At 64.2% G+C, this 26,674-nt stretch carries 26 protein-coding genes and 1 pseudogene; 4 read left to right on the top strand and 23 right to left on the bottom strand.

The annotated features are described in order from the left end of the window. Positions 1 to 77: 77 nt before the first annotated feature. The gene (locus tag DXT59_RS25795; RefSeq protein ID WP_116140551.1) at positions 78 to 1,049 is read right to left on the bottom strand and encodes a sugar ABC transporter substrate-binding protein; all 972 of its coding nucleotides are present in this window, start codon (positions 1,047 to 1,049) and stop codon (positions 78 to 80) included. 176 nt (positions 1,050 to 1,225) lie between these two features. Continuing rightward, on the bottom strand, positions 1,226 to 1,504 hold the full coding sequence (locus tag DXT59_RS25790; protein WP_116140549.1) for a hypothetical protein: 279 nt from the start codon (positions 1,502 to 1,504) through the stop codon (positions 1,226 to 1,228). 364 nt (positions 1,505 to 1,868) lie between these two features. On the opposite strand from DXT59_RS25790, the gene DXT59_RS25785 reads away from it, so the two are divergent. Both DXT59_RS25785 and DXT59_RS25780 read left to right on the top strand, forming a co-directional pair. After that, a complete protein-coding gene (locus DXT59_RS25785) occupies positions 1,869 to 2,312 on the top strand; it encodes a hypothetical protein (protein ID WP_116140547.1) in 444 nt (147 codons plus the stop codon). 125 nt (positions 2,313 to 2,437) lie between these two features. Further along, on the top strand, positions 2,438 to 3,037 hold the full coding sequence (locus DXT59_RS25780) for a BPSL1445 family SYLF domain-containing lipoprotein (RefSeq protein WP_116140545.1): 600 nt from the start codon (positions 2,438 to 2,440) through the stop codon (positions 3,035 to 3,037). 70 nt (positions 3,038 to 3,107) lie between these two features. On the opposite strand, the gene DXT59_RS25775 is transcribed toward DXT59_RS25780, so the two are convergent. The 9 genes from DXT59_RS25775 to mltG all read right to left on the bottom strand — a co-directional run bounded on the left by DXT59_RS25775 (position 3,108) and on the right by mltG (position 11,242). Then, entirely contained in the window at positions 3,108 to 4,184 is a 1,077-nt protein-coding gene (locus tag DXT59_RS25775; protein ID WP_116140543.1) for a glycosyltransferase family 4 protein, read from the bottom strand. A gap of 232 nt (positions 4,185 to 4,416) precedes the next feature. Further along, on the bottom strand, positions 4,417 to 5,793 hold the full coding sequence (gene otsA / locus DXT59_RS25770; protein ID WP_116140541.1) for an alpha,alpha-trehalose-phosphate synthase (UDP-forming): 1,377 nt from the start codon (positions 5,791 to 5,793) through the stop codon (positions 4,417 to 4,419). 77 nt (positions 5,794 to 5,870) lie between these two features. Next, a complete protein-coding gene (locus tag DXT59_RS25765; protein ID WP_420823431.1) occupies positions 5,871 to 6,248 on the bottom strand; it encodes a Rap1a/Tai family immunity protein in 378 nt (125 codons plus the stop codon). Between the two features lie 76 nt (positions 6,249 to 6,324). Beyond that, complete coding sequence (locus DXT59_RS25760; RefSeq protein WP_116140539.1) at positions 6,325 to 7,062, bottom strand: ankyrin repeat domain-containing protein; 738 nt, start codon at positions 7,060 to 7,062, stop codon at positions 6,325 to 6,327. A gap of 49 nt (positions 7,063 to 7,111) precedes the next feature. After that, complete coding sequence (locus tag DXT59_RS25755; protein ID WP_116140537.1) at positions 7,112 to 7,903, bottom strand: TatD family hydrolase; 792 nt, start codon at positions 7,901 to 7,903, stop codon at positions 7,112 to 7,114. A gap of 53 nt (positions 7,904 to 7,956) precedes the next feature. Further along, complete coding sequence (locus DXT59_RS25750) at positions 7,957 to 8,484, bottom strand: GNAT family N-acetyltransferase (RefSeq protein WP_116140535.1); 528 nt, start codon at positions 8,482 to 8,484, stop codon at positions 7,957 to 7,959. A gap of 42 nt (positions 8,485 to 8,526) precedes the next feature. Further along, the gene (locus DXT59_RS25745; RefSeq protein WP_116140533.1) at positions 8,527 to 9,552 is read right to left on the bottom strand and encodes a DNA polymerase III subunit delta'; all 1,026 of its coding nucleotides are present in this window, start codon (positions 9,550 to 9,552) and stop codon (positions 8,527 to 8,529) included. A gap of 52 nt (positions 9,553 to 9,604) precedes the next feature. Then, on the bottom strand, positions 9,605 to 10,225 hold the full coding sequence (tmk, locus tag DXT59_RS25740; protein ID WP_116140531.1) for a dTMP kinase: 621 nt from the start codon (positions 10,223 to 10,225) through the stop codon (positions 9,605 to 9,607). Next, positions 10,226 to 11,242, bottom strand: coding sequence for an endolytic transglycosylase MltG (mltG, locus tag DXT59_RS25735; protein ID WP_116140770.1), 1,017 nt, complete (start codon positions 11,240 to 11,242; stop codon positions 10,226 to 10,228). Positions 11,243 to 11,320: 78 nt separating this feature from the next. Between mltG and ygfZ the strand changes: the two genes are divergently transcribed. Together ygfZ and DXT59_RS25720 are read left to right on the top strand one after the other, a co-directional pair. Beyond that, positions 11,321 to 12,355 carry a CAF17-like 4Fe-4S cluster assembly/insertion protein YgfZ gene (gene ygfZ, locus DXT59_RS25730; protein WP_116140529.1) on the top strand — a complete coding sequence of 345 codons (1,035 nt, stop codon included), beginning with the start codon at positions 11,321 to 11,323 and terminating at the stop codon, positions 12,353 to 12,355. Positions 12,356 to 12,777: 422 nt separating this feature from the next. Next, positions 12,778 to 13,605 carry an NRDE family protein gene (locus DXT59_RS25720; RefSeq protein WP_116140525.1) on the top strand — a complete coding sequence of 276 codons (828 nt, stop codon included), beginning with the start codon at positions 12,778 to 12,780 and terminating at the stop codon, positions 13,603 to 13,605. A gap of 22 nt (positions 13,606 to 13,627) precedes the next feature. Here DXT59_RS25720 and DXT59_RS25715 read toward each other — a convergent pair whose 3' ends face one another. The 12 genes and pseudogenes from DXT59_RS25715 to DXT59_RS25660 all read right to left on the bottom strand — a co-directional run bounded on the left by DXT59_RS25715 (position 13,628) and on the right by DXT59_RS25660 (position 26,574). Beyond that, the gene (locus tag DXT59_RS25715) at positions 13,628 to 14,050 is read right to left on the bottom strand and encodes a GNAT family N-acetyltransferase (protein ID WP_116140523.1); all 423 of its coding nucleotides are present in this window, start codon (positions 14,048 to 14,050) and stop codon (positions 13,628 to 13,630) included. A 57-nt stretch (positions 14,051 to 14,107) separates the two neighbouring features. After that, positions 14,108 to 14,968 (bottom strand): SDR family oxidoreductase, encoded by an 861-nt coding sequence (locus DXT59_RS25710; protein WP_116140521.1) that lies wholly within the window; start codon positions 14,966 to 14,968, stop codon positions 14,108 to 14,110. A gap of 86 nt (positions 14,969 to 15,054) precedes the next feature. Next, the gene (locus DXT59_RS25705; protein WP_116140768.1) at positions 15,055 to 16,053 is read right to left on the bottom strand and encodes an NADP-dependent oxidoreductase; all 999 of its coding nucleotides are present in this window, start codon (positions 16,051 to 16,053) and stop codon (positions 15,055 to 15,057) included. Positions 16,054 to 16,121: 68 nt separating this feature from the next. Further along, positions 16,122 to 16,628 carry a PaaI family thioesterase gene (locus DXT59_RS25700; RefSeq protein ID WP_116140766.1) on the bottom strand — a complete coding sequence of 169 codons (507 nt, stop codon included), beginning with the start codon at positions 16,626 to 16,628 and terminating at the stop codon, positions 16,122 to 16,124. 42 nt (positions 16,629 to 16,670) lie between these two features. Then, positions 16,671 to 16,973, bottom strand: coding sequence for a Dabb family protein (locus DXT59_RS25695; RefSeq protein WP_116140519.1), 303 nt, complete (start codon positions 16,971 to 16,973; stop codon positions 16,671 to 16,673). 105 nt (positions 16,974 to 17,078) lie between these two features. Beyond that, on the bottom strand, positions 17,079 to 18,482 hold the full coding sequence (locus tag DXT59_RS25690; RefSeq protein WP_240324672.1) for an efflux transporter outer membrane subunit: 1,404 nt from the start codon (positions 18,480 to 18,482) through the stop codon (positions 17,079 to 17,081). A gap of 12 nt (positions 18,483 to 18,494) precedes the next feature. Next, on the bottom strand, positions 18,495 to 20,462 hold the full coding sequence (locus tag DXT59_RS25685) for a MacB family efflux pump subunit (protein ID WP_116140517.1): 1,968 nt from the start codon (positions 20,460 to 20,462) through the stop codon (positions 18,495 to 18,497). A 1-nt stretch (position 20,463) separates the two neighbouring features. Then, the gene (locus DXT59_RS25680) at positions 20,464 to 21,663 is read right to left on the bottom strand and encodes an efflux RND transporter periplasmic adaptor subunit (protein WP_116140762.1); all 1,200 of its coding nucleotides are present in this window, start codon (positions 21,661 to 21,663) and stop codon (positions 20,464 to 20,466) included. 230 nt (positions 21,664 to 21,893) lie between these two features. Then, positions 21,894 to 22,496, bottom strand: a complete 603-nt coding sequence (locus tag DXT59_RS25675) for a hypothetical protein (RefSeq protein ID WP_116140515.1) — start codon at positions 22,494 to 22,496, stop codon at positions 21,894 to 21,896. Positions 22,497 to 22,510: 14 nt separating this feature from the next. Beyond that, complete coding sequence (gene pncA / locus DXT59_RS25670) at positions 22,511 to 23,143, bottom strand: bifunctional nicotinamidase/pyrazinamidase (RefSeq protein WP_116140513.1); 633 nt, start codon at positions 23,141 to 23,143, stop codon at positions 22,511 to 22,513. A gap of 40 nt (positions 23,144 to 23,183) precedes the next feature. Beyond that, a pseudogene (locus DXT59_RS25665) lies at positions 23,184 to 24,572 on the bottom strand (3-hydroxyacyl-CoA dehydrogenase); the annotation flags it as partial. A gap of 352 nt (positions 24,573 to 24,924) precedes the next feature. Beyond that, positions 24,925 to 26,574: a 3-(methylthio)propionyl-CoA ligase gene (locus DXT59_RS25660; protein WP_116140509.1), complete on the bottom strand. Its 1,650-nt coding sequence runs from the start codon at positions 26,572 to 26,574 to the stop codon at positions 24,925 to 24,927. Between the last annotated feature and the right edge of the window lie 100 nt (positions 26,575 to 26,674).

Here is a 26,674-nt window from a genome sequence, read left to right as displayed (position 1 = left end):
CGGCCCCCCGCCCCACGCTGCGTGGCGCGCCGCCAGCCTAAGAGGCGACGGGCGCTGGCTATTTATCGCTCAAAAAGTTACTTCGAAGCCTTCGTCACCAGATCGACCGGCGTTTCCACGACCTGCGACAACTCCGATTGCTTCCTATGCTCTTCGATCGCTTTCAGTGCGGTATCCATGCCGAATACGGCTTGCTTCGCCGCGTATTGATTGGCGGTCGCGAGCACCCGTCCGTCCTTGAGCATCGGTTTGATGGCATCGATATCGTCGTAGCCGACCACGAGCACCTTGCCTTGCTTGCCGGCAGCGCGTACCGCAGACACCGCGCCGATCGCCATGTTGTCGTTGCCGCACAGCAGGGCTTTGATGTTCGGATATTGATTGAGCATCGCCGCCGAGATCGCATTGCCTTTGTCGATCTCCCATTCGCCCGATTGGACCGAGTCGATTTTCGCGTGCACCTTTTGCATCGCATCGTTGAAGCCGGCCGTCCGCTGTTGCGCGTTCGTCGTCGTGGACACCCCTTCGACAATGCCGACCTCGTCGCCGGCCTTCAGCCGCTTGGCGAGATAGTCGCCCACCTTCTCGGCGCCCTTGCGATTATCGGGACCGACGAACGGGACGTTCAGTCCCTTTGACTTGACGACGTCGGGGTCGAGACGATTGTCGATGTTCACGACGATGATGCCCGCGTCGACCGCCTTCTTTACGACGGGAACGAGCGCTTTGGAGTCGGCCGGCGCCAGCACGATTGCATCGACATGGCTGTTTATCATCTGTTCGACGATATTGATTTGAGCGGCCGTGTCGGTCTCGTTCTTGATCCCATTGGTAATCAAATCGAACTTGGCCGCGTTGTGCTGCTGGTAGTCTTTTGCGCCATTCTCCATGGTCAGAAAGAACTCGTTCGCGAGCGACTTCATCACGAGCGCCACCTTCGGTTTTTTGGCGCTTTGAGCAAGCGCATCGCTCGAGGCCACCGGCGCGAGGGCCGCGCACGTCAGCGCGGCGGCGGCGACAAGCATACGGCGGCGGGTGCGGTGCAGCATAAGGTTCTCCTTTTTTATTCGGCTCTAGGCGAGCCGTGATTTTTCGGTTCGAACGCCGGCGAAATACCGCGGTGCCTCATCGCTTGACACGACGAGCGGCCGCGCTCCCCGGCAGGCACCGGGGATCGCCTATGCTGGACTCATCCGGCCTAACGCGCAAGGATCGGGTGTGGGCCCTAATGCTCGATCGACGTGCCGTCGACCTTGCCGTCGATGATGTCGCGCGCATACTGCACGCCGATACGGTGCGCTTGAAGCTGATCTTCGAGGGGCGCGTGTTCGGGGACGCCGAACATTTCAGGCTTGGCGCGATCTCCGCTCGCCTTGCGCGTAATCGTCACCACGATGTCGAACCGGCGCGGCGCGTCGTCCGCCTCGTTCGGCTCTTTGGCGCGTCGAAGCGCCTGCACCCCGATCGCGAACCCCTTGTACTGCTCGGAAAACGGTACGGCCATGACTGACGCTCCATCGGAAAAAGACGGTCGGTCCCGCGCCAACCGCGGCCTCGGGCTCGTACGGCATGAATTGACCGATAACGGTCATACACTCCGATGCAAAAGCCGTTCCTTTTTACCTCTCTCCCGCCGCGCGCCCCCTGGGGCCGCTCTGCCCCCGCCAAGACGCGAAATGCCGGGAATTTTGAAGAAATTACCGGTCGACGCACCGACAGCGTGACGTTTCCGCCGATCTAGCTGTTAATAGCAGCGACGATTCGTCGCATTTCTTCTATGATGGCTGCCAAGACGGCCCGCGAGAACCCTACGATACAAGCCATCGGGCCGCCCATCGTGAATGCATGAGTGCATTGCGGAGGTGTAAATGGCATGGAGACACAACCGCTGGGTAAGACGTTGGCTCGTCGTCATCGTCTTCTGGGCGGTTCCGGTGGCGATCGTCGCGGTACGTGAGATCCAGGACGAGATGTCGTACAACGTCGTCGACCTGGACCGAGCGCTCACGACCTGGCAACTGACCGACGCTCAGCGCGCCGCGGGCGACGCTGCGCGCTGCCGCGGCAAACCCGACGAGGCACGCGCCGCCGGCTGCCCCGCCGACATTCTGGCCGCGAACGCGCCGCGCCAACGCGATGCGATCGCCGAATACGCGCTGCGGCGTCGCACCTTATTCCTTTACCTGTGGCATGCCTTCGTCGGTTATTGGGTCGTACCGGCTGCGTTCATTTTTGCCGTGGGGCTCCTCGTGGCCGGCGTTCGCCGGGCGCTGCGGCGGCCGCCCGTCGTCAAGGGAACGGTCCACCATTGACCGGCAAATTCGGTTTCGGCCCTGGCATGCACCGTGCTCGACTCTCCAATGCGTTGTGTGACATCACGCTTCGTCCGAACCCGCCGTCGAGCGGTTTGACCGACGGAACATAACGGAGAGAGTCCATGCAGAAACAATATTTGATGCGCAAAGCGGCCGCCGCCGTCGTGGTCGGCGCATTTGCCCTCGCCGGCTGCACCGCGACCACGAACAACGGCAATCCGGTTGGCTCGACACCCGGCAGCAACGTGTCGAAACGTCAGGAGATCAACTCGAGCGTCGATGCGACGCTCTCCCGGCTCTACGCCCAAGTGCCCGGTTCGCGCGAACTGGTGCAAAAGGCCCATGGCGTACTCGTCTTCCCGAAGGTGCTGCAAGCGGGCTTCGTGGTGGGCGGCCAATACGGCGAAGGCGCCTTGCGCGTAGGCGGCCAGACCGTGGGCTACTACAACACCGTCTCGGGCTCGTTCGGGCTCCAGGCCGGTGCCCAGTCCAAGGCTGTCATCTTCCTGTTCATGACGGACGATGCCTTGAATTCGTTCCGCTCGCGTGACGGCTGGTCCGCCGGCGGCGATGCGTCCGTCGCCGTCTTGAAGATGGGCGCTAACGGCGCGATCGATACGACGACGGCCACCAAGCCCGTCGAAGTCATCGTCATGACGAATGCGGGCCTCATGGGCGATCTCTCGCTCGAAGGGACCAAGATCACGCGCTTGAACATCTAAGCGCGCGAAGCGGCGCGCCGCCGAGTGCGACGCGCCGCATTTTCCGCCCACGCCGCGAGCGTGCGCTGCTTCAGGTGCCCGTCGTTCCCGCCGAATCCACCACCTTGAAACGCGAGCGTTTCTGAGCGCGTATTACCGACTGATATGCGGCAATGTATTGCCGCGCCATGTGGTGGGACGTAAACCGCTCTTCGAAGCGTTGCCGCACGCGCTCACGCGGAAGCGTATGGAGCCGGTTGACGGCGGCCACCGCACTGATTTCGTCCTCGACGATGAAACCCGAGAGGCCTTCGTCGACCACCTCGGGCACCGATCCGCGATTGAACGCGATGACCGGCGTGCCGCACGCCATCGCCTCGATCATCACCAGCCCGAACGGTTCCGGCCAATCGACCGGAAACAGCAGCGCATGCGCACCCGAGAGAAAGCTCGCTTTTTGGTCGTCGGCAATTTCGCCGATGAACTCGACGTGCGGCAAATCGAATAGCGGTTTGATCTCGCGCTCGAAATATTCGCGGTCGGCCGAATCGATCTTGGCGGCGATCCGGATCGGCAGCCCGCAATGCGCCGCAATGCGGATGGCCGTGTCGACGCGCTTTTCGGGCGAGATCCGGCCGAGGAACGCGAGGTACTTCTGCTCCACCGGCTGCGGAGTGTAGAGCGCTTCGGGCAGACCGTGGTAGACCGTCGTGAGCCATTTGGCTTGCGGCATCGGATGGCGTTGGGCATTCGAAATCGAAATGACCGGCGCGGTATTGAATGTGTCGAATACGGGCTGCTGCTCGGGCAGATCGAGGCGTCCGTGCAGCGTCGTGACGAACGGCGTGTCTTGCCGTTTAAACAGCGAGAACGAGTAGTAGTCCATGTGGAAATGCAGGACGTCGAACTCTTCGGCCCGGCGCCGGACGAGCTCCATGAGCAGCATGTGCGGCGCGATACGGTCACGAATGGCGGGATCGAGCCGCAACGCTCGCGGCCAGACAGCCTCCAGTTTCGCGCTCGTTTTCGAATCGCCGCTTGCGAACAGCGTGACATCATGCCCCAGATCCACCAGCGCTTCGGTGATGTAGGAGACGACACGCTCGGTGCCGCCGTAAAGCTTCGGTGGCACCGATTCGGTCAGCGGCGCGATCTGAGCAATCTTCATTCGATGAACTCCATGCAAGAGGACCTGGGCGAACGAACGCTCGTCCGGGCCGGCCGGTTACTCGGGGGCGCCACGCGGGTTTCGCGCTTTCGGATAGACCGATGGCGGCGCCGATGGATTCAATTATTCGGTATGACACGCCCCGATACCGCGCCGCTTTCATTTGCTGCGGGTTGTTACAAACGCGAAACAGGCCGTTTCAGTGCGGTCTTGGCGCCGCTGGCCCCTTCGTTCAGCCGCCGCGCAGATCGGCCAAGAACGTATCGCGCCATACGCCCAGGTCGTTGCGCCTGAGCACGGCCATATTGACTTCATGGCGTTGCTTGCGCTCGGCGAGAGGCATCGACAGCGCGCGTTCGAGCGCCTCCGACATGCCGACGATATCGTGCGGGTTGACGATCAGCGCGGCGCACAGCTCCGCGGCGGCGCCGGCGAACTCCGACAGGACGAGCACGCCCGGATCGTCGGGGTTTTGAGCGGCGATGTACTCCTTGGCGACCAGATTCATGCCGTCGCGCAGCGGCGTGACGAAACCGACCTGCGATTCGCGGCACATCGACATCAATTGCGAACGGGCAAAGCGCTGGTTCAGGTACCGGATCGGCGTGTAATCGAGCCCGGAGTATCGGCCGTTGATGCGCCCTGCCTCGTATTCGAGCTTTTGGCGGATTTGCTGATAACTCTCCACGTCGGTTCGCGTGGGTGGCGCGACCTGAACGAACGTGACGTTGCCGCGCCATTGCGGCGCATGCTCGAGCAACTGCTCGAAAGCGCGAAACCGCTCGATCAGCCCTTTCGAATAATCGAGGCGGTCGACGCTCATGACGAGCTTGCGCCCCTCGAGACTGTGCTTCAGTTCCAGCACCTGCTTGCGGCTCTCGTTACGCTCGGCTTCGGCCGCGATCTCATCCGGGAACACCCCGATGCGATAAACGCCCGTGCGCAACGTGCGTCCGTATGCTTGCACGCGGCCGTCCGCGCTGACGGTGCCGCCCGCATGCCGCTCGATATAGTCGTGAAACGCGCGGCGATCGCTATCCGTTTGAAAGCCCAGCAAGTCGTAGCAGCACATCGACTTGATCAGCTCCTGGTGCGGCGGTACGTTGAGCAGGACCTGAGGCGACGGAAACGGCGTATGCAGGAAAAAACCGATGCGATTGGCAACGCCCTCGCGCCGCAGGGCCTCGGCGAATGGGATCAGGTGATAGTCGTGTACCCAGACGATATCGTCCGGTTCGATCAGTTTGACGAGCTTATGCGCGAGCCATGCATTGACGCGCCGGTAGCCCGCGTATTCCTCGCGTTCGTAGCCCGCGAGATCATTCCGATAGTGGAAGACGGGCCACAGCGTCGCGTTCGAAAACCCTCGGTAGTACTGATCATAGTCGCGCCGCGTGAGGCCGACGGTCGCGAAAGTAACGGTGCCCTCTTGCTTGAGCGTCGGCCCCGCATTGGCCACCGCTTCGCTGACGATGTCGCCGCTCCAGCCGAACCAAACACCGCCCATGTCCTTGAGCGCGCTGTAGATGCCCACGGCGAGCCCCCCGGCCGAACCTTTCGTTTCGGTGGGTGTGGCGACGCGATTCGATACGGCGATGAGTCGACCCATGATGGTGGCGTTCTGTTCGGACGTGATTCGATGGTTCGGGGCTGCGGCGAGCCTGCCGCGCTGCACGCGCTACTCGTTCATTCGCCCTTGCACGGGAAGGCTTTTTCCAAGCCGAGCGATACGGCCGTGCTGGCGTTGTACTCCGCGGAATCGCGGTTTTCGGCGACGTAACGGCGCACCGCGTCGACCATGCGTTGCGGATCGACGCGCTCGGGCAAACAAAAATATTGGCCGACGCGCGGACCCGTCGTCCCCCCGATCGCATCGATGGTGTTGAACACGCCGTCGGCGGCGCCCTTGACATAGGCGACGCAGGCCGCGCGCGAAATGGCGTCGGTTTGGCTGCATAGCTTGTGGAGATCGCCGGCCGTAAACTTCCCTCCCCCCAGCGTAACCGCCGCCATCGCGGCGGCCGGCACAGTCAGCGTGCCGACGCACATCAAAGCCCGCAACATAATCTTCCTTTTCTTCGAGCGGTAAACGTGTCTTGCGTAGAGGGCCCCGGCGCTGACGCCCGGGGCCGAAAAACGGCTATTTTGCACCGTTTTGGGCCGGCGTAGACGCACCGGCCGCACCGGATGCGGCCGCCGCCTCACGCGCGTACATGTCTTCCATCGCCTCGGTCACGTCCTTGGCGTGATAGCGCTTGGCGAAGTCGAGCGCCGTCAAGCCGAGTTGGTTCTTCACGCGCGAATCGGCGCCCGCGTCGAGCAGGACTTTGACCGTGGACAAATGGTTGCCGCGCGCCGCCATCATCAGCGGCGTCGTGCCGTTGGGCGAGCCCGCATCGATGTAGGCCGAATTATCGAGCAGGATTTTCACGATATCGTCGTGCCCGTTCGCGGCAGCATAATGCAGCGGCGCCCAGCCTTGCTTGTTGACTTCGGCGCCCTTGTCGATCAAAGCCTTCACCAGATCCGTGTCGCCGTTCAGGGCCGCCAGCATCAAGGCGTTCTCGCCGGCGGAGTCGAGTTTTTCGAGATCGGTTTTCGAATCGGCCATCAAGGCCTTGGCGACCTTATCCGATTTTTCGCGCGCCGCCAGCACGATGAGCGGCATGCCTTGGGGATCCGTCGCGTTCGGATCGGCGCCTTGTCTCAAAGCCTTTTGCACGGCATCCACGTCGTCGAATTTGACCGCTTTGACGAGCGATTCGAGGCTATAGGCATGCGCGGTCAACGCGACCGAGGCGAGCGCGCCGGCGCAGACGAGCGCGAAACGCTGCATGAAGCGCCGGGAAACGGTCGAGAACGACGGATCGGTATACATATTCAAAAGGTCTTCCTTTGTTTTGTCGTATTAGAGGGAATCATTCGTTTCAAGCGGCAGCCGGCGCGGGGATACCGAATAGACGAAAGAAATTTTGCGTCGTCGCGGCACCGAGATCGGCATCCGTCATGCCCCGCGCCTGTGCAATGAAGCGTCCGACATAACTTACGTACGCAGGTTCATTAGGTTTGCCGCGATACGGCACCGGCGCCAGGTACGGCGAATCCGTTTCGATCAAAAGCCGCTCGAGCGGCACGCGGCGTGCCACGTCCTGGACGTCCGTCGCGCTCTTGAAAGTGACGATGCCTGAAAGGGAGATGTAAAAATTCTGAGCCAACGCGCGTTCGGCGACGGGCCATGGTTCGGTGAAACAATGCATGACGCCGCCGGGGACGTGCGCCTGCTCCTCCGACATGATCCGCAGCGTATCGTCGCTCGACGCCCGCGTGTGCACGATAAGCGGCTTCATGACGGCTTTGGCCGCACGGATATGGGTGCGAAAGCGCTCGCGCTGCCATTCCATGTCGGCGATCGAGCGTCCTTCCAGGCGGTAATAGTCGAGGCCGGTTTCTCCGATCGCCACGACCTTCGGGTGTGCCGCCAACTCGATCAGCTCGGCGGCCGTCGGCTCGCGCGCGTCCTCATGATCGGGATGCACGCCGACGGAGGCGTAGACGTTCTCGTACGCCGATGCCACTTCGAGTACGCTCGGCAGCGTTTCGAAGTCGACACTGACGCACAGCGCATGCGTCACGTCATGCGAGCGCATATTCTCGAGCACCTGCGGCAAGCGCTCGACCAGGCCTTCGAAATTGATATGGCAATGCGAATCGACGAACATCGTATTCCTTACACCTTCGTTCAAGTTGTTTCGCGGCCGGCGCCGCGCGCCGCCTAAGCGGCCGGCGCGCCCACGCGGCGCCCGAGAATGACCAGATCGCGCTCGACGCCGTCGAGGACCGCCACGCGCGGCAGTAAACCCCAATCATGAAATCCGCAACGCCGAAAGAGCGCGAGGCTAGCCGCGTTATGGCCGAATATGAAACCCAGCAATGTATCGATCCCCAGCCCAGGTGCGGCCTCGAGCGCGGCCGCGACCAGCCGTGTGCCGAGCCCTTGACCGCGTACGCCGCGATCGAGGTAGATGCTGATCTCGGCCGTGCGCGCATAGGCCGGACGACCGTAAAAGTCGGAAAAGCTCAGCCAAGCGACGAGGGGCTTGGCGCCGCCGGCCTGGGCTTGCCCTTCCACGACCCAAAGCGGCCGTTTGCCCGGGCCGTGCGCCTCGAACCACGGCAGGCGGCTTTCCACCGTAACCGGCGTCAGGTCGGCCGTTACCTCTCGAGAAGGAATCGTCGAGTTGTAAATGGCGACGATCTCGGGCAAATCGTCGAGTGTCGCATCGCGGTAACTCACTTGCATAACGCTGGTCTCTAGGTGGCTGGGTGTGACGCGCGCCGGGGTTTAGACGAACAAATCTCGATAACCGAGAAAAAGCGCTTCGAAGACCAGCCGCGCATTGAGCGGATGGTTTTCAACGGCTCGCTCGCGCGTGACCGCTTTCATGAAGCGCGCGAACGCGTTCGCGTCGATCCGCGTCGCACAGCGCTCTAGCTCGCGCTGAGCGGCCGGGAAGTACCGAGGCCGCTCGGCGGCCCGTTGGGCGATGAGATCGTAGAGCCAGCGCTGCAGCCAGCCAAGCACGACGGGCACGGGCAGCTTTTGCAATGCCTCGGCGCAAGCGAAGGCGTCGCAGTCGGGACCCGCGGCCAATTGCTTGAGCGTGAAATCGCGCAACGGCCGGTTTTCGTCGGCGGCCAACGCCAATGCGGCAAGCGGCGCACCGCCGGCTTCGGCCAGCAGCGCCGCCGGATCGGGCACCCCTTGCTCCGCTAGCCAAGTGCTCGCCTCGTTAGGCGATGGCGTCGACATCGGCCATTGCCGGCAGCGGCTGATGATCGTGGGAAGCAACCGATCGATGCGCGCCGATACGAGCAGGAAGACAACGCCGGCCGGCGGCTCTTCGAGCGTCTTGAGCAGCGCGTTCGCGGAAGCCGCGTTCAGCGCGTCGGCCGGATAGACGAGCACGACGCGCGCGCCGCCGCGGTGAGCGCCGATGCCGCAGAAATCGAGCAGCGCTCGTACCTGCTCGATTTTGATTTCCTTGCTGAGCGCCCGGGTCTTCTTGCCTTCCTCGCCCTCGGCTTTTTCCTCTGGCGGCGCGGTGCCCGCCGCATCGCCGGCCAGTGCTTCGGGAAGCACTGCCCGGTAGTCGGGGTGATTGCCTTGAACGAACCAGTTGCATGCCGCGCACTGGCCGCACGGTTCGCCGTTCGCGGCCGGCGCTTCGCAGAGCATGGCTTGCGCCAAGTGTTGCGCGAAGCGCAGCTTGCCGATCCCGGCTTGACCATAGAGCAGCAAAGCATGCGGCCATTGTGCGCGCAGGCTTTGCAAGCGGTCCCAATCGTCGCGTTGCCACGGGTAGATCATCGTCGAGCCTTCATCTTCGTACGAGGAATAATGTGCGCCGGTTGCGGGACGCTCAAAGCGCGTCGACGACCTCGCCGAGCTGCTTTCGAATCTGCTCGATGCTCAGCGACGCGTCGACGACGACGAAACGATACGGCGCTTCGTGCGCCCGGCGCAGATACTCTGCGCGCGTACGCGCGAAAAACGTGTCGGTCTCGCTCTCGAACTTGTCGGGCGCGCGGGCGGCCCCGCGGCGCTCGCTGGCGGTTTCGGGCGGCAGATCGAACAGTACGGTCAAGTCGGGCTGGAAGCCGCCTTGGACCCACCGTTCGAGCGTTTCCAGTTTATCGCGCGGCAAGCCGCGGCCGCCGCCCTGATAGGCGAAGGTCGCGTCGGTGAAGCGGTCGGACAGAACCCAATCGCCGCGCGCGAGCGCCGGTTCGATGATTTGCGCGAGATGTTCGCGCCGCGCGGCGAACATCAGCAGCGCCTCGGTTTCGAGATCCATCCGCTCATGCAACAGCAATTCCCGCAATGCCTCGCCGAGCGGCGTACCGCCGGGCTCGCGCGTCGTCACGACGGCACGGCCCGCGGCCGCCACCTTTTGCTCGAGGCGCTCGCGAAACCAGGCCAAATGCGTCGTCTTGCCCGCTCCGTCGATGCCTTCGAACGTGATGAACTTGCCTCGCGCCATTTATTGCTGTCCTCGGATGTATTTGTCGACGGCGCGGTTGTGCGCGCCGAGCGTGTCTGAAAAGATACTGCTGCCGTCGCCGCGAGATACGAAATAAAGCGCGGCCGTGGGCGCGGGATTCAGCGCGGCCTGCAGCGATGCGACGCCGGGCAGCGCAATCGGCGTCGGCGGCAAGCCGCGGCGCGTATAGGTGTTATACGGCGTATCTTGTTGCAAGTCGCGCTTGCTCAAGTGGCCGTCGTAGCGCTCGCCCAACCCATAAATGACAGCCGGATCGGTTTGCAGCGGCATACCGATGCGCAGCCGATTGGCGAAGACGGCCGAAACGAGCGGGCGATCACTGGCCTTGCCCGTTTCTTTTTCGATCAACGAGGCGACCGTCAGCGCCTCGTAGGGCGTGTGGTACGGGAGGCCGGGCGCGCGCGCGGCCCAAGCCGCCGTCAGCCGCTGCTGCATCAACCGGTACGCGCGCCGATAGACGTTCACGTCGCTCGTTCCTTTATCGAACAGGTACGTGTCGGGGAAAAAAAGGCCCTCCGCGCTCGTTACGGGCGCATCGCCGGCACCGACGGCCGCCAGCAACTGCGCGTCGTCCATGCCCGCGGTATCGTGCCTGAGGGCCGGATTGGCATCGAATTCGGCACGCATCCGCTTGAACGTCCAGCCCTCGATGATCGCGACGACCGACTCGTTGACGTCGCCCAGCGCGAGTTTCTGTAACACCGCGTAGGGCGTGATCCCCGTGCGGAACTCGTAATTGCCCGATTTGAGGCGGCTTTGGAGTCCGAGCAGCCGCGTCATGAGCACGAACGGCTCGGGCTCGACCGGAACGCCGCCGCGATTCAGTTGCGCCGCGACAGCGCGCACCGTGCTGCGCGGTTGGATGGTGACGTCGATCGTGGCGGCCTGCAGCGCGAGCGGGTGGGTGGCCCAGTAATATCCGCCCACGGCGGCGAGGAGGCTAAGCAAAACGGCAACGACTGCCCCGAAGGCGAGGCATTTCTTCAGCAAGGTCATGCGAAACAAGGCTCGGAAGGACCCCATATAATACTTGTTCGCTTAAGCCGAAGTCAGGATTGACTAGTCACGAATTCCATGAACGAACAGAACGCCCAGGTCTCCCCCGCCGGCACGCCGTCTCAAGCGCCGTCGCACCCCGCTGCCGCCGAGTTCGACGCGGTCCTTTCGCGCGGTGCATTCATGCCGCTCGATCAGTTTGGCTTGATCGACGCCGTCGGCGACGACGCGGCGAGTTTTCTGCATGGCCAACTCACGAACGACGTTCAGCATCTGGACGCCGCCAGCGCCCGCCTCGCCGGTTACTGCTCGCCCAAAGGGCGATTGCTTGCCTCGATGTTGACGTGGCGCGCGGCCGATACGATCCGCTTGCTCGTTTCGAAGGATCTCACCGCGGCCGTGCAAAAGCGCCTGTCGATGTTCGTGCTGCGTGCAAAGGCCAAACTGACCGACGCAACCGATGCCGTGGCGGTGGTCGGCTTCGCCGGAGACGTTCGCGCGCCGCTCGCTCAGTTGTTCGACGCGTTGCCCGATGGCGTACACGTCCATGTCGCCGGGCCGGCCGGTTCGCTCATCCGCGTGCCCGATGCCGCTGCGCGGCCGCGGTATCTATGGATCGGGCCGAAAGCGCTCGTGCAGGAGAAATTGGCCGATCTGGACGGTAAGCTCGCTCGCGTCTCGCCCGGCGTATGGGATTGGCTCGATATCCACGCTGGCGAACCGCGCATCACGCAGGCTGTCCTCGAGCAGTTCGTGCCGCAGATGGTCAATTTCGACGTGCTCGAAGGCATCAATTTCCGCAAGGGTTGCTACCCGGGCCAGGAGGTGGTCGCGCGTAGCCAGTACCGCGGCACCATCAAGCGGCGCATGGCGCTCGCGCACGTGGCGGCCGAAGAACCGGTGAGTGCCGGGACTGAACTCTTCCACTCGGACGATCCGGGGCAACCGTGCGGCATGGTGGTGAACGCCGCCGGGGCTCCCAAGGGCGGCTTCGACGTCTTGGCCGAGATCAAGCTTGCGGCGCTGGAAAGCGGGAGCGTGCACCTTGGCGCGGCCGACGGGCCTGAACTCGTCTTTCAGCCGCTGCCGTACGCGTTGCCGAGCGAGGTGTGAGCCGGGCGCGGGCTAGGATGACCGAGTGAGCGTTTCGGAACGATGAACGGGCTGCTCGAGGGGGTGATACTGCTCCAACCGCAGGCGCCGCAACGCGCCAGCGCGGCGTCTGATCCATGCCGATGGCACGCGTACGATCGCCTGCGCAACGATGGCGCGGATGAAGGAGAGAGCGAAGCTGATGGAGAACATCGTTCCGATCGCAATCGCTGCTTGCCGGTCGATCCCCACTGCATGGCCGAGAGCGAATAGGGGTTGGAAGAATTCCCACTCGTGCCCACACAGGAACCAGATTTCTCGCGATTGAAACCTAGAGTGTTTCCGAAGAGGAATTACCCGTCCGCGTCATCACCGCGTTTTCAGACCAACTTACGGCCAAAGATTCAGGCCGCGTGCTCACGTTACGCTCGCTCGTTCTTGTTATGTGCTTGATTGTCTTCGATTGGCGGCCGCGCGCCGGAACCGGCGCTCTCCTCACGCTTACCGCCAATCGCGATGAGTTTTTCGCACGCGCCAGCGCGCCGCTCGATTGGTGGAACGACGCCCCCGGCGTGCTCGCCGGACGCGACCTCGTGGGTGCGGGCACTTGGCTCGGACTCGCCCGCGATGGACGCTTCGCCGCACTGACGAACCATCGAGATCCGCAAGCGTTTCGCCCCGACGCCCCCACCCGTGGGGCGCTTGTCGCCGATTACCTCAAGGGGCAACGGCTGACGCCGCTCGACTACCTGCACGAGATCGCCGAGCGAGGTGCCGCATACAATGGTTTCAACCTGGTCGTCGGCGACTTCACGCGACGCGAACTCGCCTGGTATTGCAATCGCTCGGACACTGCCCCTAGCCTTTTGCCGGCGGGCGTGCACGGCATTTCGAACGCCGTGCTCGATACGCCGTGGCCGAAACTCGTGCGTAAGCGGGCGGAGCTGGGCGATCTGCTCGAGCGCGAAGGCGAGCCGAGGCTCGATGCGCTGATCGAACTCATGCGCGATCCGTGTATCGCAGCCGATGAGACGCTTCCGTCGACCGGTATCAGTCTCGAACGCGAGCGCGCGCTCTCAGCCGCATTCATCGAAACGGCCGATTACGGCACGCGCGGCACGACGGCACTGCGAGTCGTGCCGCGCGGCGCGGTGCTCAGCGTTCAAATCGCGGAGCGCAGCGACGACGACGGTTCGCACCGCATCGAGCGCCCAGGCTCGTACGAGCGCCGGTTCACGTTCGACCTTCCCGCATTCTCGTCACGCGATTAGCGAGGATGGTTCGGCCCTTCGCTTATAGGCGCCGCAACATCTCGACGTGTTCGACCCCTGCTTCATAGAAAGGCTCGCCCACCGTCGAAAACCGATGCCGGAGATAAAACGGCACGGCATCGCGCTGCGCATAGAGCCGCACGCAGTCATAGCGGCGCCGCGCCGCCTGATCGAGCAGCGCGTCGAGAATCAACGACCCTACTCCCATACGCCGCGCATGCGGCAGCACCGCGAGCCGTCCGATCGCGCCGTCCGGCAAGAGGCGAGCAGCTCCGATGGCGTCTCCGTCGCGATACGCGACGACATGCACGGCATCGAAGTCGGCTTCGTCGGAGACCATCGGCGCCGCGATACCCAACTCGCGCACAAACACCGCTTCGCGTACCCGAGCGGCATCTCTGCCGAGTTCATGCCAATCGCCCGCTTGAAGCGTCACATCGTGCATCGGCCTCTCCTTATCCGTTTCGAGCCCGGCGATACGATCCCAGACGATCGAACCCTGTCAGGTACTGCCGTGCGGTGAAACCGACGGGTCGGTCGGCGCCCGCATTTGCTCGATATCCTCGTGACGAATCCGCACGCTCGCCATGATGGCCGGATGCGTGATCACATAGAACCGATCGGCGCGAACGGCATCGAACGCCGCCTCGGCAATGTCGGCGGCGGCCAGCCGGCCCGAACGGACGGCCTTGCGAATTTCTTTGCTCGCTAAAACTTGCGACGCCGACGGCGGTGCCTCGTTGCGCCAGCGCGCAGGCCGCGCACGCTCGGCTTGCGCGATGCCCGTCGGTACGAACGCCGGGCACAGCAACGAACATCCGACCGGTGCCCCGGTGCGACGAAGGTCGTGATAGAGCGTTTCGGTGAGCGCCACGACCGCCTGCTTCGATGCGTTATAGATACCCATCGACGGCGGGGAGACGAGGCCCGCGACCGAAGCCGTATTGACGATGTGGGCCGGCTCGTTTTGCGCCAGCATGATCGGCGTAAAGACGCGCACCCCGTGAGCGACGCCCATCACGTTGACGCCGAACACCCAGGACCAATCGTTCGCGCTCATCTCCCACAGATAGCCGCTCGTACCCACGCCGGCATTGTTGAACAGCAAATGAACCTTGCCATAGGCGTCGAGCGTACGCCGCGCGAGCGCCTCGACGGCCCCGCCGTCTGAGACATCGGTCGGCACTGCGATCGCATCCGCGCCGAGCGCCGTGAGCGAGGCCTGCACATCGCCGAGCGCGTCGCCGTCGATATCGGCCAACACGAGCTTCATCCCGAGTTCGGCGCCCTTTTGTGCGAACGCGCGGCCGAATCCGCTCGCGGCACCGGTGATCACGGCCACCTTGCCGTGGAATTGTTCCATGCGTTCTCCTTGCGTTTCATGCCGTCGCTGGCACATGAGTGCGCCTTGTGGCGCGATCCGCGAAGCCTGCGCGACAGTTCGAATCGTTAGGCGATCTTGACCAGTTGTTTACCGAAATTCTTGCCTTGCAGCAGCCCCATCAACGCCTCGGGGGCGCTTTCGAGCCCGTCGGAGATGCATTCGCGAAACCGCAGCTTCTTTTGTGCGACGAGGCTGGCCAGCGTGGCAAGGGCCTCCGGCCAAACGTCGAGGTGTTCGGAGACGATGAAGCCTTGTACGAGCAAGCGCATCGTGAGGATGATCGAGGGCTGTTTGAGCGGCACGGGTTGGCCGTCGTAGCCGGCGATCATTCCGCACAGCGCAATGCGGCCAAACGGATTCATGCGCGAGAGCGTCGCGTCGAACGCTTCGCCGCCCACGTTCTCGAAGTAACCGTCCACGCCGTCGGGGGTGGCCGCCTTCAGATCCGCATACAGATTGCCCGCCTTATAGTCGACACAGGCGTCGAACCCGAGTTCGTCGACGACGTAGCGGCATTTTTGTTCGCCGCCCGCGATGCCGACGGCGCGGCATCCGGCCAGCTTCGCCAATTGGCCGACGACGCTGCCTACCGCGCCGCTGGCCGCGCTGACGACGATCGTCTGCCCGGGTTTGGGCGCGATGATTTTGTTCAACCCGTACCAAGCCGTCACACCCGGCATGCCCGCCGCGCCGAGATAAGCCGTAAGCGGCACGTGGGTATCGTCGACCTTGCGTACGCCCGAGCCGTCGGACGTGTCGTAGTCCTGCCAACCGAACATCCCTGTCACCGTGTCGCCGACGGCGAAGCCCGCATGCTTCGATTCGACGACCTCGCCGACCGTGGCCCCGATCATCACCTCTCCGATTTCGAGCGGTTTGGCGTACGACTTGGCGTCGTTCATCCGGCCGCGCATGTACGGATCGATCGACAAGTAGCGGTTGCGGACACGGAACTGGCCGTCGGTCAACGCCGCGAGGGGCGCTTGTTCGAGCCGGAAGTTTTCGGCGGAAACGGCTTTCTGCGGGCGCGAGGCCAGCACGATGCGGCGATTCATTTGGGTCATGGCGATTTTTCTCTCCGATTCGCGATTGGGCGGGAAAACGGCGACGAAAACGCGCAGCACCCGAGCGTTCAGCCGTCGCTCGGACCGGGCTGGGTGCCGGGCGGCGGGCGCCGTCGTTGTTCGACGACCTCGCGCCCGACCGCGAGCCGCCGCATGTACTTGAACGTGCCGAGCGCCTTGGCGACGAAGTTTCCGCTATCGTCGCGTACCTCGCCTTCGCAGTACGCCATGGTGGTCGAACGGTGCAGCACGCGACCGTATGCGCGCAGCTCGCCGCGCCCCGGCTGCATGAAGTTGACTTTCATTTCCACCGTGACGACACCCACGCCATCCGGGCTCAAGCTGCGCGCGGCGGTAGCGAGCGCAACGTCGGCAAGCGTCATCGTCACACCGCCATGCGCGACGTTCCACGTATTGAGCTGCGTCTCGTCGAGCGTCAGCACCACTTCGCTTTCGCCGTTCGCCGCCGCGATCAAGCGAACGCCGAGATGATCGACGAACGGACTCTCGATCGTGCGTTCATGCGCGGACGGGGAAGCAGCCGATACGGGCTGCGGCTTGTCTTGCTCGGACATCATGCGTTCGCTTTGCTCAGCGTCATGGCCGTTCGATACGGCTCAAACTTCGAAATCGACACACTCGCGCGCCTCGCGCACGGCCACCACGAATTCCTTGATGGCTTCGTGCTTGGGGTGGACTTGATAGGCGTCGAGCGCAGCTTTGTCGGCGAAGTCGGAGATCAGGACGACGTCATACGTCGAATCGAGCCCCGGCGTGGCAACGCCGACTTCGAGACGCAAGATGCCGGGCACGATATCGCCGCAGCCCTCGAGACGCTCCTTTAGCTTCGCCGCGTTTTCGGCGCGGCTCGCGCCGAGCGCGCTTTCCTTCAACTTCCACATGACGATGTGACGAATCACTTTGCTTATCTCCTTGACGCTCGTCTCGCCGCTGATTTGGACGATAGCGACGGATGATACTCGCTTCGCTACGACTCGACAGTCGCCCGCATGGCTATGTCCGATCTAGCCGCCTCCGAGCGCTAGAAAAAGATCGATTCGATTTTCGAGGCACGACAGTTGGGCCGCCACGCGGTTGCGCTCGGCTAGCCGCCGCGCCTGCTGCGCCGCGAGCCACGGCGCCGCATCGCTCGTGCCTAGTTCGAAGCGGGTATGGATCAGCGAGACGGCAAGCGTCGCCTCGGCGAGCGCGAGAGAGCGTTCATCGGCCTGCGTCTCCAATTGCGTTTTGGCTGTTAGAAGGTCCTCGACCTCGGCCAGCGCACCATACAGATCCCTCCTGAATGCAATCGAGGCCTCGTCGAATTCGCTCTCGGACATCGCGGCCTTCAGCCGCACCGCGTTCCACTGGACGAACGGCAATGCGAGCGCCGCGCCGAGCGATGCCACGGGGTTTTGCAACGTACGCAGCAGCATATCGCTGCTCGTGCCGAACTCGCTTGTCAGCGTGATGTCCGGATACATGGAGGCCCGAGCAACATCGAGGTTGGCCAGCCGCGCTCGCAGACGTAATTCCGCCGCCCGCAGATCGGGCCGCCTGGCCAGCACAACGGCCGGTAAACTCGCGGTGACGGCCGGCAACGCGGCGCTGCTCAGGCCCGCTGGCTCCGCATCCTGTTCGTGCGGCGGCCGATCGAGCAGCAGCGCCAATGCGTTGCGTTTCGTTTCGCGCTCCATGACCGCCTGCGCGAGTCCGGCCCGCAGCACCGCGAGTGCCTGGCGTGCTTGCGCCGCATCGAGCCGCGATGCGGCGCCCGCCGCGACTCGCGCCTCGATCAGCGCGGCCGTTTCTTGCGCGTCGACGATGGACGCTTCGTCGAGCGCGATGGCCTCGTTCAAATAGCCGATGCCCCAGTACAGCTTCGCGGTCGTCCCGATCAACAGCAAGGCGGCGGCGTCGCGATCGGCCTCGCTCGCCTGCGCGCGCCAGGTGGCTTCGTCGCGCCGGGCCGCCAGCTTGCCCCACAAGTCCAGCTCGAAAGACAACGCCGCGTTCGCGCCCGTCGAGAAGCGCGCGCGATCGGCGCCAAACGCCCTCGTCACGCCCCCGCCGGCCGTCAATGCCGCTTGCGGACCGGTTTGCGCGCGGACGAGCCCGGCTTCCAACTGTGCGCGGCGTACGCGGATAGCCGCCATCGCGAGATCCGCATTGTCGGCCAAAGCCCTTTCGATGAGCCGGTCCAGACCGGGATCGCCGAAGCGCTCCCACCACCGATCGGCCGGTGCCGGGTGGGCCGTCTGCGACGACGTATCGGCGAGCGTTTCGCGCGAAGCGGCCGCGGACCACGTGGCCGGAATTTCGGGCCGAGGCCACTCGGCACGACGCGTTGAAACCGCGCAACCCGAGAGCCATAACAGGGCCATCGTGGTCACCACGATCGAACCGACGAACGGTTTAAACGACTTCACGATACCTCCGGTTCAATCGCGAGCCAGTGCTTCGACGGGGTCGAGCCTCGCCGCATTGCGAGCGGGAATAAAGCCGAAACCGACGCCGATCGCCGTGGAGCCCGCCACCGCCGAAACGAGCGAACCGATCGAGAAAATCATGCTCCATTGACTGACGAACGCCGAGAAAACGACGCTCGCGCCGAACGACAAGGCGATGCCGATGGCACCGCCCATCAGACAGACCAGCACGGCTTCGACGAGAAACTGCAACATCACGTCGCTGCGCCTCGCACCGACCGCCATGCGGATGCCGATCTCACGCGTGCGCTCGGTCACGGACACGAGCATGATGTTCATTACGCCAATTCCTCCGACCACGAGCGAGACGACGGCGATCAGCGAGAGCAGCAGCGTCAGCGTACGCCCGGTCGCCCGGACCGTCTTGACGACGGTATCCATGTTGTAGGTAAAGAAGTCTTTGCGGCCATGACGGCGGGTCAGGAGATCGACGATGCCGCGCTCGGCGGCCTCGCTTGGCTGTCCAGCCTTGATCCGCACGATGATGCCGTCGAGGCGGCGCGCGCCGACGATTCGCGCGCCGGCTGTCGTGTAAGGCACCCATACCGTCAACTCATTCATGCCGCCGCCCCACATCCCACTCTTTTCGGCGGCCACCCCGATGACGACGCAGGGCACATTGCCGACGAGGATCGTTTTGCCGATGGCTTGCCCGCGCGCGCCGAACAGCTTGCGGCGGGCATTCGCATCGATCACGGCGACCTGGGCGTTGCGGCGCACCGCCTCGGAATCGAACGCGATGCCCTCGGCCAGCGCCAGTCCGCGTACGCGAAACAAATGCTCGCCCACGCCGCTGACCGTCGCCTGAACGTCGACGTTGCCGTGACGGACCGTCGCGGTCCGGTACACGCGCGGCGTAACGCTGTCCACGTAAGGCTCGTTGCCGAGCGCCTCGGCATCGGCGGGAACCAACGTTTTGATTTGGCTCGCATCGCTGTCGCCCCAATCGCGTCCCGGATAGATATCGATCGTATTGGTGCCCATCGCGCCGATCTCATCGAGCATATAACGCTTGGCGCCCTCACCGACCGCGACGATGGAGACGACCGCCATAATCCCGATCACGATGCCGAGCATCGTCAGCATCGTACGTAACCGATGCGCCAGCAGTGCCGCGCAAGCCGTGGCGAACGCTTGCGCGAGACGAGACGTCATCGGCCGGAGACGACCCGCGGGCCCGGCGGCTCGCGCGGATACCGGCGCATCGTCGCGTCTTTCGGCCACGGCCGCCCCATCGCTCCGCCGATCGGCGACGATTGCCCCGTCGCGCATCTCGACGATCCGCCGTGCGTGTGCGGCCACGTGTTCGTCGTGCGTTACGATCACGACCGTACGGCCTGCCGCGTGCAACTCGCAAAGGATGCGCATGACTTCGCCGCCGCTGCGGCTATCGAGCGCGCCGGTCGGTTCGTCGGCCAAGATGACGTCGGCATCGTTCATCAACGCGCGCGCGATACTCACGCGCTGCTGCTGGCCGCCCGAGAGCTGGTTCGGACGGTGCCCCGCGCGCTCGGCCAGGCCCAATTTCGCGAGCAACGCTTGCGCGCGCGGCACGCGCGTCGCCCTCGGCGTGCCGGCGTAGACGGAAGGGACTTGGACGTTGTCGGCCGCCGTGAGATGCGGCATCAAGTGATACCGCTGAAATATGAAGCCGAAACGTTCGCGACGCAGTTGGGCGAGCGCGTCGGGCTCCAAGCGGCGGACGTCGATGCCGCCGACGCGGTATTGGCCTGCGCTCGGCCGATCGAGGCAACCCAGCACGTTCATCAGCGTCGACTTGCCCGAGCCGGAGGCGCCCATGATGGCCACGAATTCGCCGGCCGCGATCGTGAGATCGATGCCGCGCAATACTTCGATCTCCTTGTCGCCGGAACGGTAGCGGCGCGTCACGCCGTTTAACACCAGCAGCGGCTCGGTCATTTCAACTCTCTTCGCCGTTCGAGGCTGCCGCCTCGTGATCCGGCGCATCGCCGACGATGACGCGCTCACCTTCGCGCAGGCCCGCGAGGACTTGCGCCTTGACTTGATTGTTCATGCCCACGCGCACCTGGCGCGTTTCGACCTTGTTCCCGTCGGCCAGCACACGTACGGCGACGGCACCGTCGGGCGCTTTTACGCCCAGCGCGGAGGCCGGCACGACGAGCGCCCCTTCCGCCGCGCCTTGCACGATCGACACTTGCGCCGTCATCGAAATACGCAGCCGGTGATCGGGGTTCGGCACTTCGAACAAGGCGTTGTAAAACACCGCCGCACCGCCTCGCGACGGACTGCCGGCCGATTGCCCGCCGGCCCCCGGGCTCGACGGCTCGGCGAAATCCTGAGGCGCGGGCTCGATCGCGCGGATCTTGCCCTCGTAGCGGGTATCGGGATCGCCCAGCACCGTGAAATGGACGGGCTCGCCGGGGGCCACGCGCAATACGTCCGCCTCGGAAATCTGCGCCTTGACCGTCATCGTGTCGAGATCGGCAAGTTTCAGAATGACCGGAGCCTGTTGTTCCGCAATCACCGTTTGGCCTTGGCGAGTCACGATCGCCACGACTTCGCCCGACATCGGCGCGATGATTCGGGTATAGGCCGCATTGGCCCGTGCTTTGTCCACTTCGATGCGCGCGCCATTGCAGCGCGCGTCGAGTTCGTTCAGATTGGCGCGCTCGACCTCCCACTGCGCTTGCGCGCGCTCGAGTGCTTCACGCGATGTGGCCTCGCGCGCCCATAGCTGGCGCTCGCGCTCGGCGGCGAGGGCTGCCTGGCGCAGGCGGGCTTGGGCCGCGGAGCGCTGCGCCTGTAGCGACCGTTCCTGCGCTTGCGATTGCTTGAGGGCGTGCTCGAGCAGCGTCGGATCGATTTCAGCCAGCAACTGACCTTCCCGCACTTGATCGCCGAGTTCGACTTTCAAGGCCTTCAATTGCCCGGAGACCTGCGCGCCGACGTCGACTTGACGGTGCGCGTAGAGCGTCCCTACCGCCAGTACGGCATCCTCCAGATCGGCCCGTTCGACCTTTGCGGTCAGATAAGGCGGCGCCTCATTCGACGTGAAGTGCCGGTAACCGGCAATCGCGAGGCTCAAGGCGCCAAGTGCGCTCGCGCCGGCCAAGAGCCGGCGATATCGAAGTTTGGACATGCGTGGATCGTGGCGCCGCGATAGGCGCTCGGCGTCGGCTACCGGCCCGTCATGCGCCAGCCGGCAGCGGTGATATACCGCGGCGACATGCATAACGTCACGGCGCGCGGATCGAGCGAGGCACTGTAATCGTCTCGAAAATGCGGTGCGACGCCAGTGTTGTTACGGAATGTTAATGAGAGACGCACATGGCCATGCGCATGGGCATCGCGCGCATACGCAGCCCAAATTCAGCTCGCTGCGATGTGATCCTCGGCGAACTTAAAGAAGAACCACGTGCGTTGCGGTTGCCCTTTCGCGTCTTTGCCGTAGATCGCGAGCGCGCCGTCCTCGTCGGTATGCTTCACGTTCAGGTGCGTCTCGTGAATGCCTTTGCCGCGCGGGCCGCCGTCGTCGAACACGAACCCATAGACGGCGACGAAGACCGACTGGCCGAGCGCCGCTTCGAGTTGCTGGCGGATGCGCAGCGAATCCACGGGCTCGAACATCGCGTCGGCAAGGCCGATCGCGGCGTAGCTCAGCGAAGCCGGGAATACGCCGTATTGGGGCGAGCCGTAGGGCTCGTCGGGCGAGACGCCGGTGGGGTCCAAGTTCTCGGCGCCGACATACATCTCGGTGGCTTCGCCGTCGCTCGATTGGATGTTCACATCGACTTGATACCTGACGCCGTTACCCGTATCGACGTAGAACTGCCAGTGCTCGCCGTCTCGGCCGTTGATTTCATGCTCGGTCGAAAGCACGGCCGTACCGACGACGGCGGCGTAACGCTCGGGGGTTCGGGCCGGCGTCAGATCGCGCGGCTCGAGGTAGCGGTGTTCGGTGTAGTAGTTCACGTCGTGCGATCTCCCTATATATGGGCCGTCACTTCTGCGGCGTTCATCCGCGTCACGCCCGCGGCGTCCAGTTGCAGGCGAGCGCGCGCCAATGAACCGTCGAGATCGATGGCGCGACAGGCGTCCTCGACCACGACCACGTTGAATCCCGCCGAGCGCGCGTCGAGCGCGGACCACGCGACGCAGTAATCGGTGGCGAGCCCGCAGCACCAGACGCGCGTCACACGGTGCTCGCGCAAGTAACCCGCGAGCCCCGTGGGCGTCTTGCGGTCGGCTTCGACGAAGGCGGAGTAACTGTCGACGCCGCGCCGGTATCCTTTGCGGATGACGAGCCTCGCGTGCGCGATATCGAGGTCGTCGTGCAAGGCCGCGCCCCGCGTATCCTGGACGCAATGAACGGGCCACAGGACTTGCTCGCCGTAGTCGAGCGTCACCGTTTCGAACGGCCGCCGGCCCTCATGACTGGCGGCAAACGAGAGGTGATCGCGCGGATGCCAGTCCTGCGTCAGCACCACATGCTCGAACTCGGCTGCGAGGGGGTTCACGATCGGTACGATTTCGTCTCCATTCGGCACGGCCAGCGCACCGCCCGGCATGAAATCGTTTTGGACGTCTACGACGAGCAGTACGTCGCCGGAACCTTTCATGGATCAATCCCCCGCATCGTCGCGCGCAGAGCGCACCAAGCTAAGTTCCCCAGCTCCCGAAGCGCCGTCCCGCACGCGCCAACTCGACAACGAGCGGCGCGATCTCCCAGCCGTCGCCGTTCACCTGCGAAGCGTACCGGCGGACCGCCTGCTCCACTCGGTCGAGCCCCACGGCGTCGGCGTAGTACATCGGGCCGCCGCGCGAGGCCGGAAAACCGTAGCCGTTCAGATAGACGACGTCAAGATCCGACGCTTTCGACGCGATGCCCTCGGCCAGGATTTTCGCGCCTTCGTTGACGAGCGCGTAGACCAGCCGCTCGACGATTTCGTCGTCGGCGATCGCACGTCGGGCGCAGCCGATACTGCCCGAATGTTCGACGATCATCTCGGTGACGACGGTCGATACGCGCGGTTCGCGCGTACCGCCCTCGTAGTCGTACCAGCCCGCGCCCGTCTTTTGGCCGAAACGGCCCGCCTCGCAAAGCCGATCGGCCACACGCGGATAATGCAGCGACGGCATTTCGCGATAGCGGCGTTTGCGAATCGCCCAACTAATGTCGTTGCCTGCCAAGTCGCTCATCCGGAACGGCCCCATCGCAAAGCCGAAGCGCTCTATCGCGCCGTCGATCTGTTCCGGCATGGCGCCTTCCTCGAGCATGAACAGCGCTTGCCGGAAATACTGTTCGATCATCCGATTGCCGATGAAGCCGTCGCAGACACCCGATACGACCGCCGTCTTTCCGATCGTCCTTGCAATGCGCATGACCGTGGCCAGCACGTCCTTCGCGGTCGCCTCGCCGCGTACGACTTCGAGCAGCTTCATCACATTGGCCGGGCTGAAAAAATGCATACCGACGACGTCCTCGGGCCGGTTCGTCATCCGAGCGATGTGATCGACGTCGAGCGTCGACGTATTGGTGGCGAGGATCGCGCCCGGTTTGGCGAAGGCATCGAGTTGGCGAAACACGGCCTCCTTGACGCCCATCTCTTCGAAGACGGCTTCGATGACGAGGTCGGCATCGGCGATCGCGTCGAACGAGAGTGCCGGCGAGAGGAGCGCCAAACGGGCGTCGCGCTCGGCCTCGGTCAGCTTGCCCTTTTTGACCGATGCATCGTAGTTGCGCCGAATCGTCGCTAGACCGCGTTCGAGCGCTTGCTCGCCTGCTTCCACGAGTACGACCGGCAATCGCGCGTTGATGAAATTCATGGCGATGCCGCCGCCCATCGTGCCGGCGCCGATCACGGCCACGCGCGCGACGCGCGGCGGCGGCGTGCCGGCCGGCACGTCGGGGATCTGCGCAGCCGCTCGCTCGGCGACGAATCCATGGCGCAGCGCGCGGCTGACCGGAGTATCGGCGAGGTCCACGAACCAATCGAAATCGAACGCGGTGCCAGCTCTAACGGCCGACACGACCTCCGCGAGCGTGGGTCCGGCCGAGTCGGCCGAGGCAGGCAGGACGCCGCTTCCGCCGGCGAGTGCGATCGCAATGACGCCGGGCTCGACGGCCACGCGTTCGAGCATTGCAACGAACGCTTCTCGCGCGGCGTCGTCGAGCGTGTCGTTGCGGGAGCGATGATCGAGCATGAAGACGGCCACGCCGTCGCGGATCGTATAGTCCACTGCCATCGGAGTGCCTCCTGGTTGAACGACGTGGCGGTCGCGCCCCTCGTCGTGCAGGCTAGGATACACACAATAGAACGATCGTGCAGTTCCGAGGCCGCGTGCGTGGCGAACCGGATGAGCGTCGTGCATGTGGGGCGTGCTTTGCCCCATCGTTGCTTTAGCCCGCCGCAGGCCAGGCGTGATCGCGGAACATCTCGCGCAGCTTCAGTTTGAGCAGTTTGCCGGTCGCGGTATGCGGCAGTTCGTCGACGAATACGACGTCGTCGGGCATCCACCATTTCGCTACCTTGCCTTCGTAGAACGCAAGCAGTGCCTCGCGCGTGAGCGACGAGCCCGGGCGCCTCACGGCGACGAGCAACGGCCGTTCGTCCCATTTCGGGTGGCGGCAGGCAATACAGGCCGCCTCGGCAACCTCGGGGTGCGCAACGGCAATGTTCTCCAGGTCCGTCGAACTGATCCACTCGCCGCCCGATTTGATGACGTCTTTGCTGCGATCGGTAATCTGCAGGAAGCCGTCGGCGTCGATCGTCGCCACATCGCCGGTTGGAAACCATCCGCCCACGAGCGGTGAAGGCTCGCCAGACGATTCGTCGTTGGAAAAGTAATGGTCGATGACCCACGGTCCGCGCACGTGCAGATCGCCGAATGCCACGCCGTCGCGCGGCAACTCGCGCCCGTCCGGCCCGACGATCTTCATGTCGACCCCGCAGATGACCGTCCCCTGCTTTTGCAGCAGGCGCCGCCGCTCGGCCGGCGGGCGCTGCGACTGCTCCCAATTGAGGCGGCCGAGCGTGCCGAGCGGCGACATCTCGGTCATTCCCCATGCATGAATGACGCGCACGCCGTATTCGTCCTCGAACGTTTCCAGCATCGACGGCGGACAGCTCGAGCCCCCGATGACGGTGCGCTCCAGCGACGAAAACCGCGCGCCGGCCGACTTCACATGGGCAAGCAGGCTCATCCAGACCGTGGGCACGCCCGCGGAAAACGTCACGCGCTCGGCTTCCATCAAGTCGAACAGCGACTTGCCGTCGAGGTCCTTGCCCGGAAATACGAGCTTGGCGCCCGACAGCGGCGCGGCGTGCGGGATACCCCAGGCGTTGACATGGAACATCGGCACGACCGGCAGGACCGAATCGCGCGCCGAAAATCCCATCGCGTCGGGCAGCGCCGCGCCCATCGCATGCAAATAGACCGAGCGATGCGAGTAGAGCGCGCCCTTTGGATGACCGGTGGTACCCGACGTATAGCAAAGATACGATGCGAGCCGCTCATCGAGAACGGGCCATTCGTAGTCCCCGTCCTGCGCGCCGACGAGCGACTCGTATCCGAGCAGCGGCGCATCCAGCGCGGGCATGTGCGCGTCGTCGGCCAGCGCGATCCACGCTTTCACGTTCGGGCATCGCGGCGCGAGCGAGGCGACCAGCGGCGCAAAGGTCGTATCGAACAGGACGTAGCGATCGTCGGCGTGGTTGACGATATAGGCGATCTGCTCCGGGAAGAGTCTTGGGTTGATCGTGTGGCAGACGGCGCCGAAGCCCGTCGTGCCGTAGTAAGCCTCGAGATGGCGATAGCCGTTCCAGGCCAGCGTGCCGATGCGATCGCCCGGCGCCACGCCGAGCCGCATCAATGCTTGCGCGAGTTGCTTGGCGCGGCGCTCGCAGTCGCGGTACGTATATCGATGAATATCGCCCTCGATGCGCCGCGACACGATCTCGGTGTCGGCCGCATAGCGCGCCGCATGCGTGAGCAGCGTCGATACGTTCAACGGCACATCCATCATCCGGCCCAGCAACGGCTTTGGCATGAAAGCGGTCTCCCACGGTTAGGGCCCTTCAAGCTCGATACGTCGTGCATTCGCGCGCTTTGAGCCGCGCTCAGCGCGCCGCGAAGCGGCGACTTACAAT

This window comes from Trinickia diaoshuihuensis (genome assembly GCF_003390925.1).
Taxonomy (GTDB): Bacteria; Pseudomonadota; Gammaproteobacteria; order Burkholderiales; family Burkholderiaceae; genus Trinickia; species Trinickia diaoshuihuensis.
Note: the sequence above shows the minus strand (reverse complement) of the source record. Positions and strands in the feature narration are given on the sequence as shown.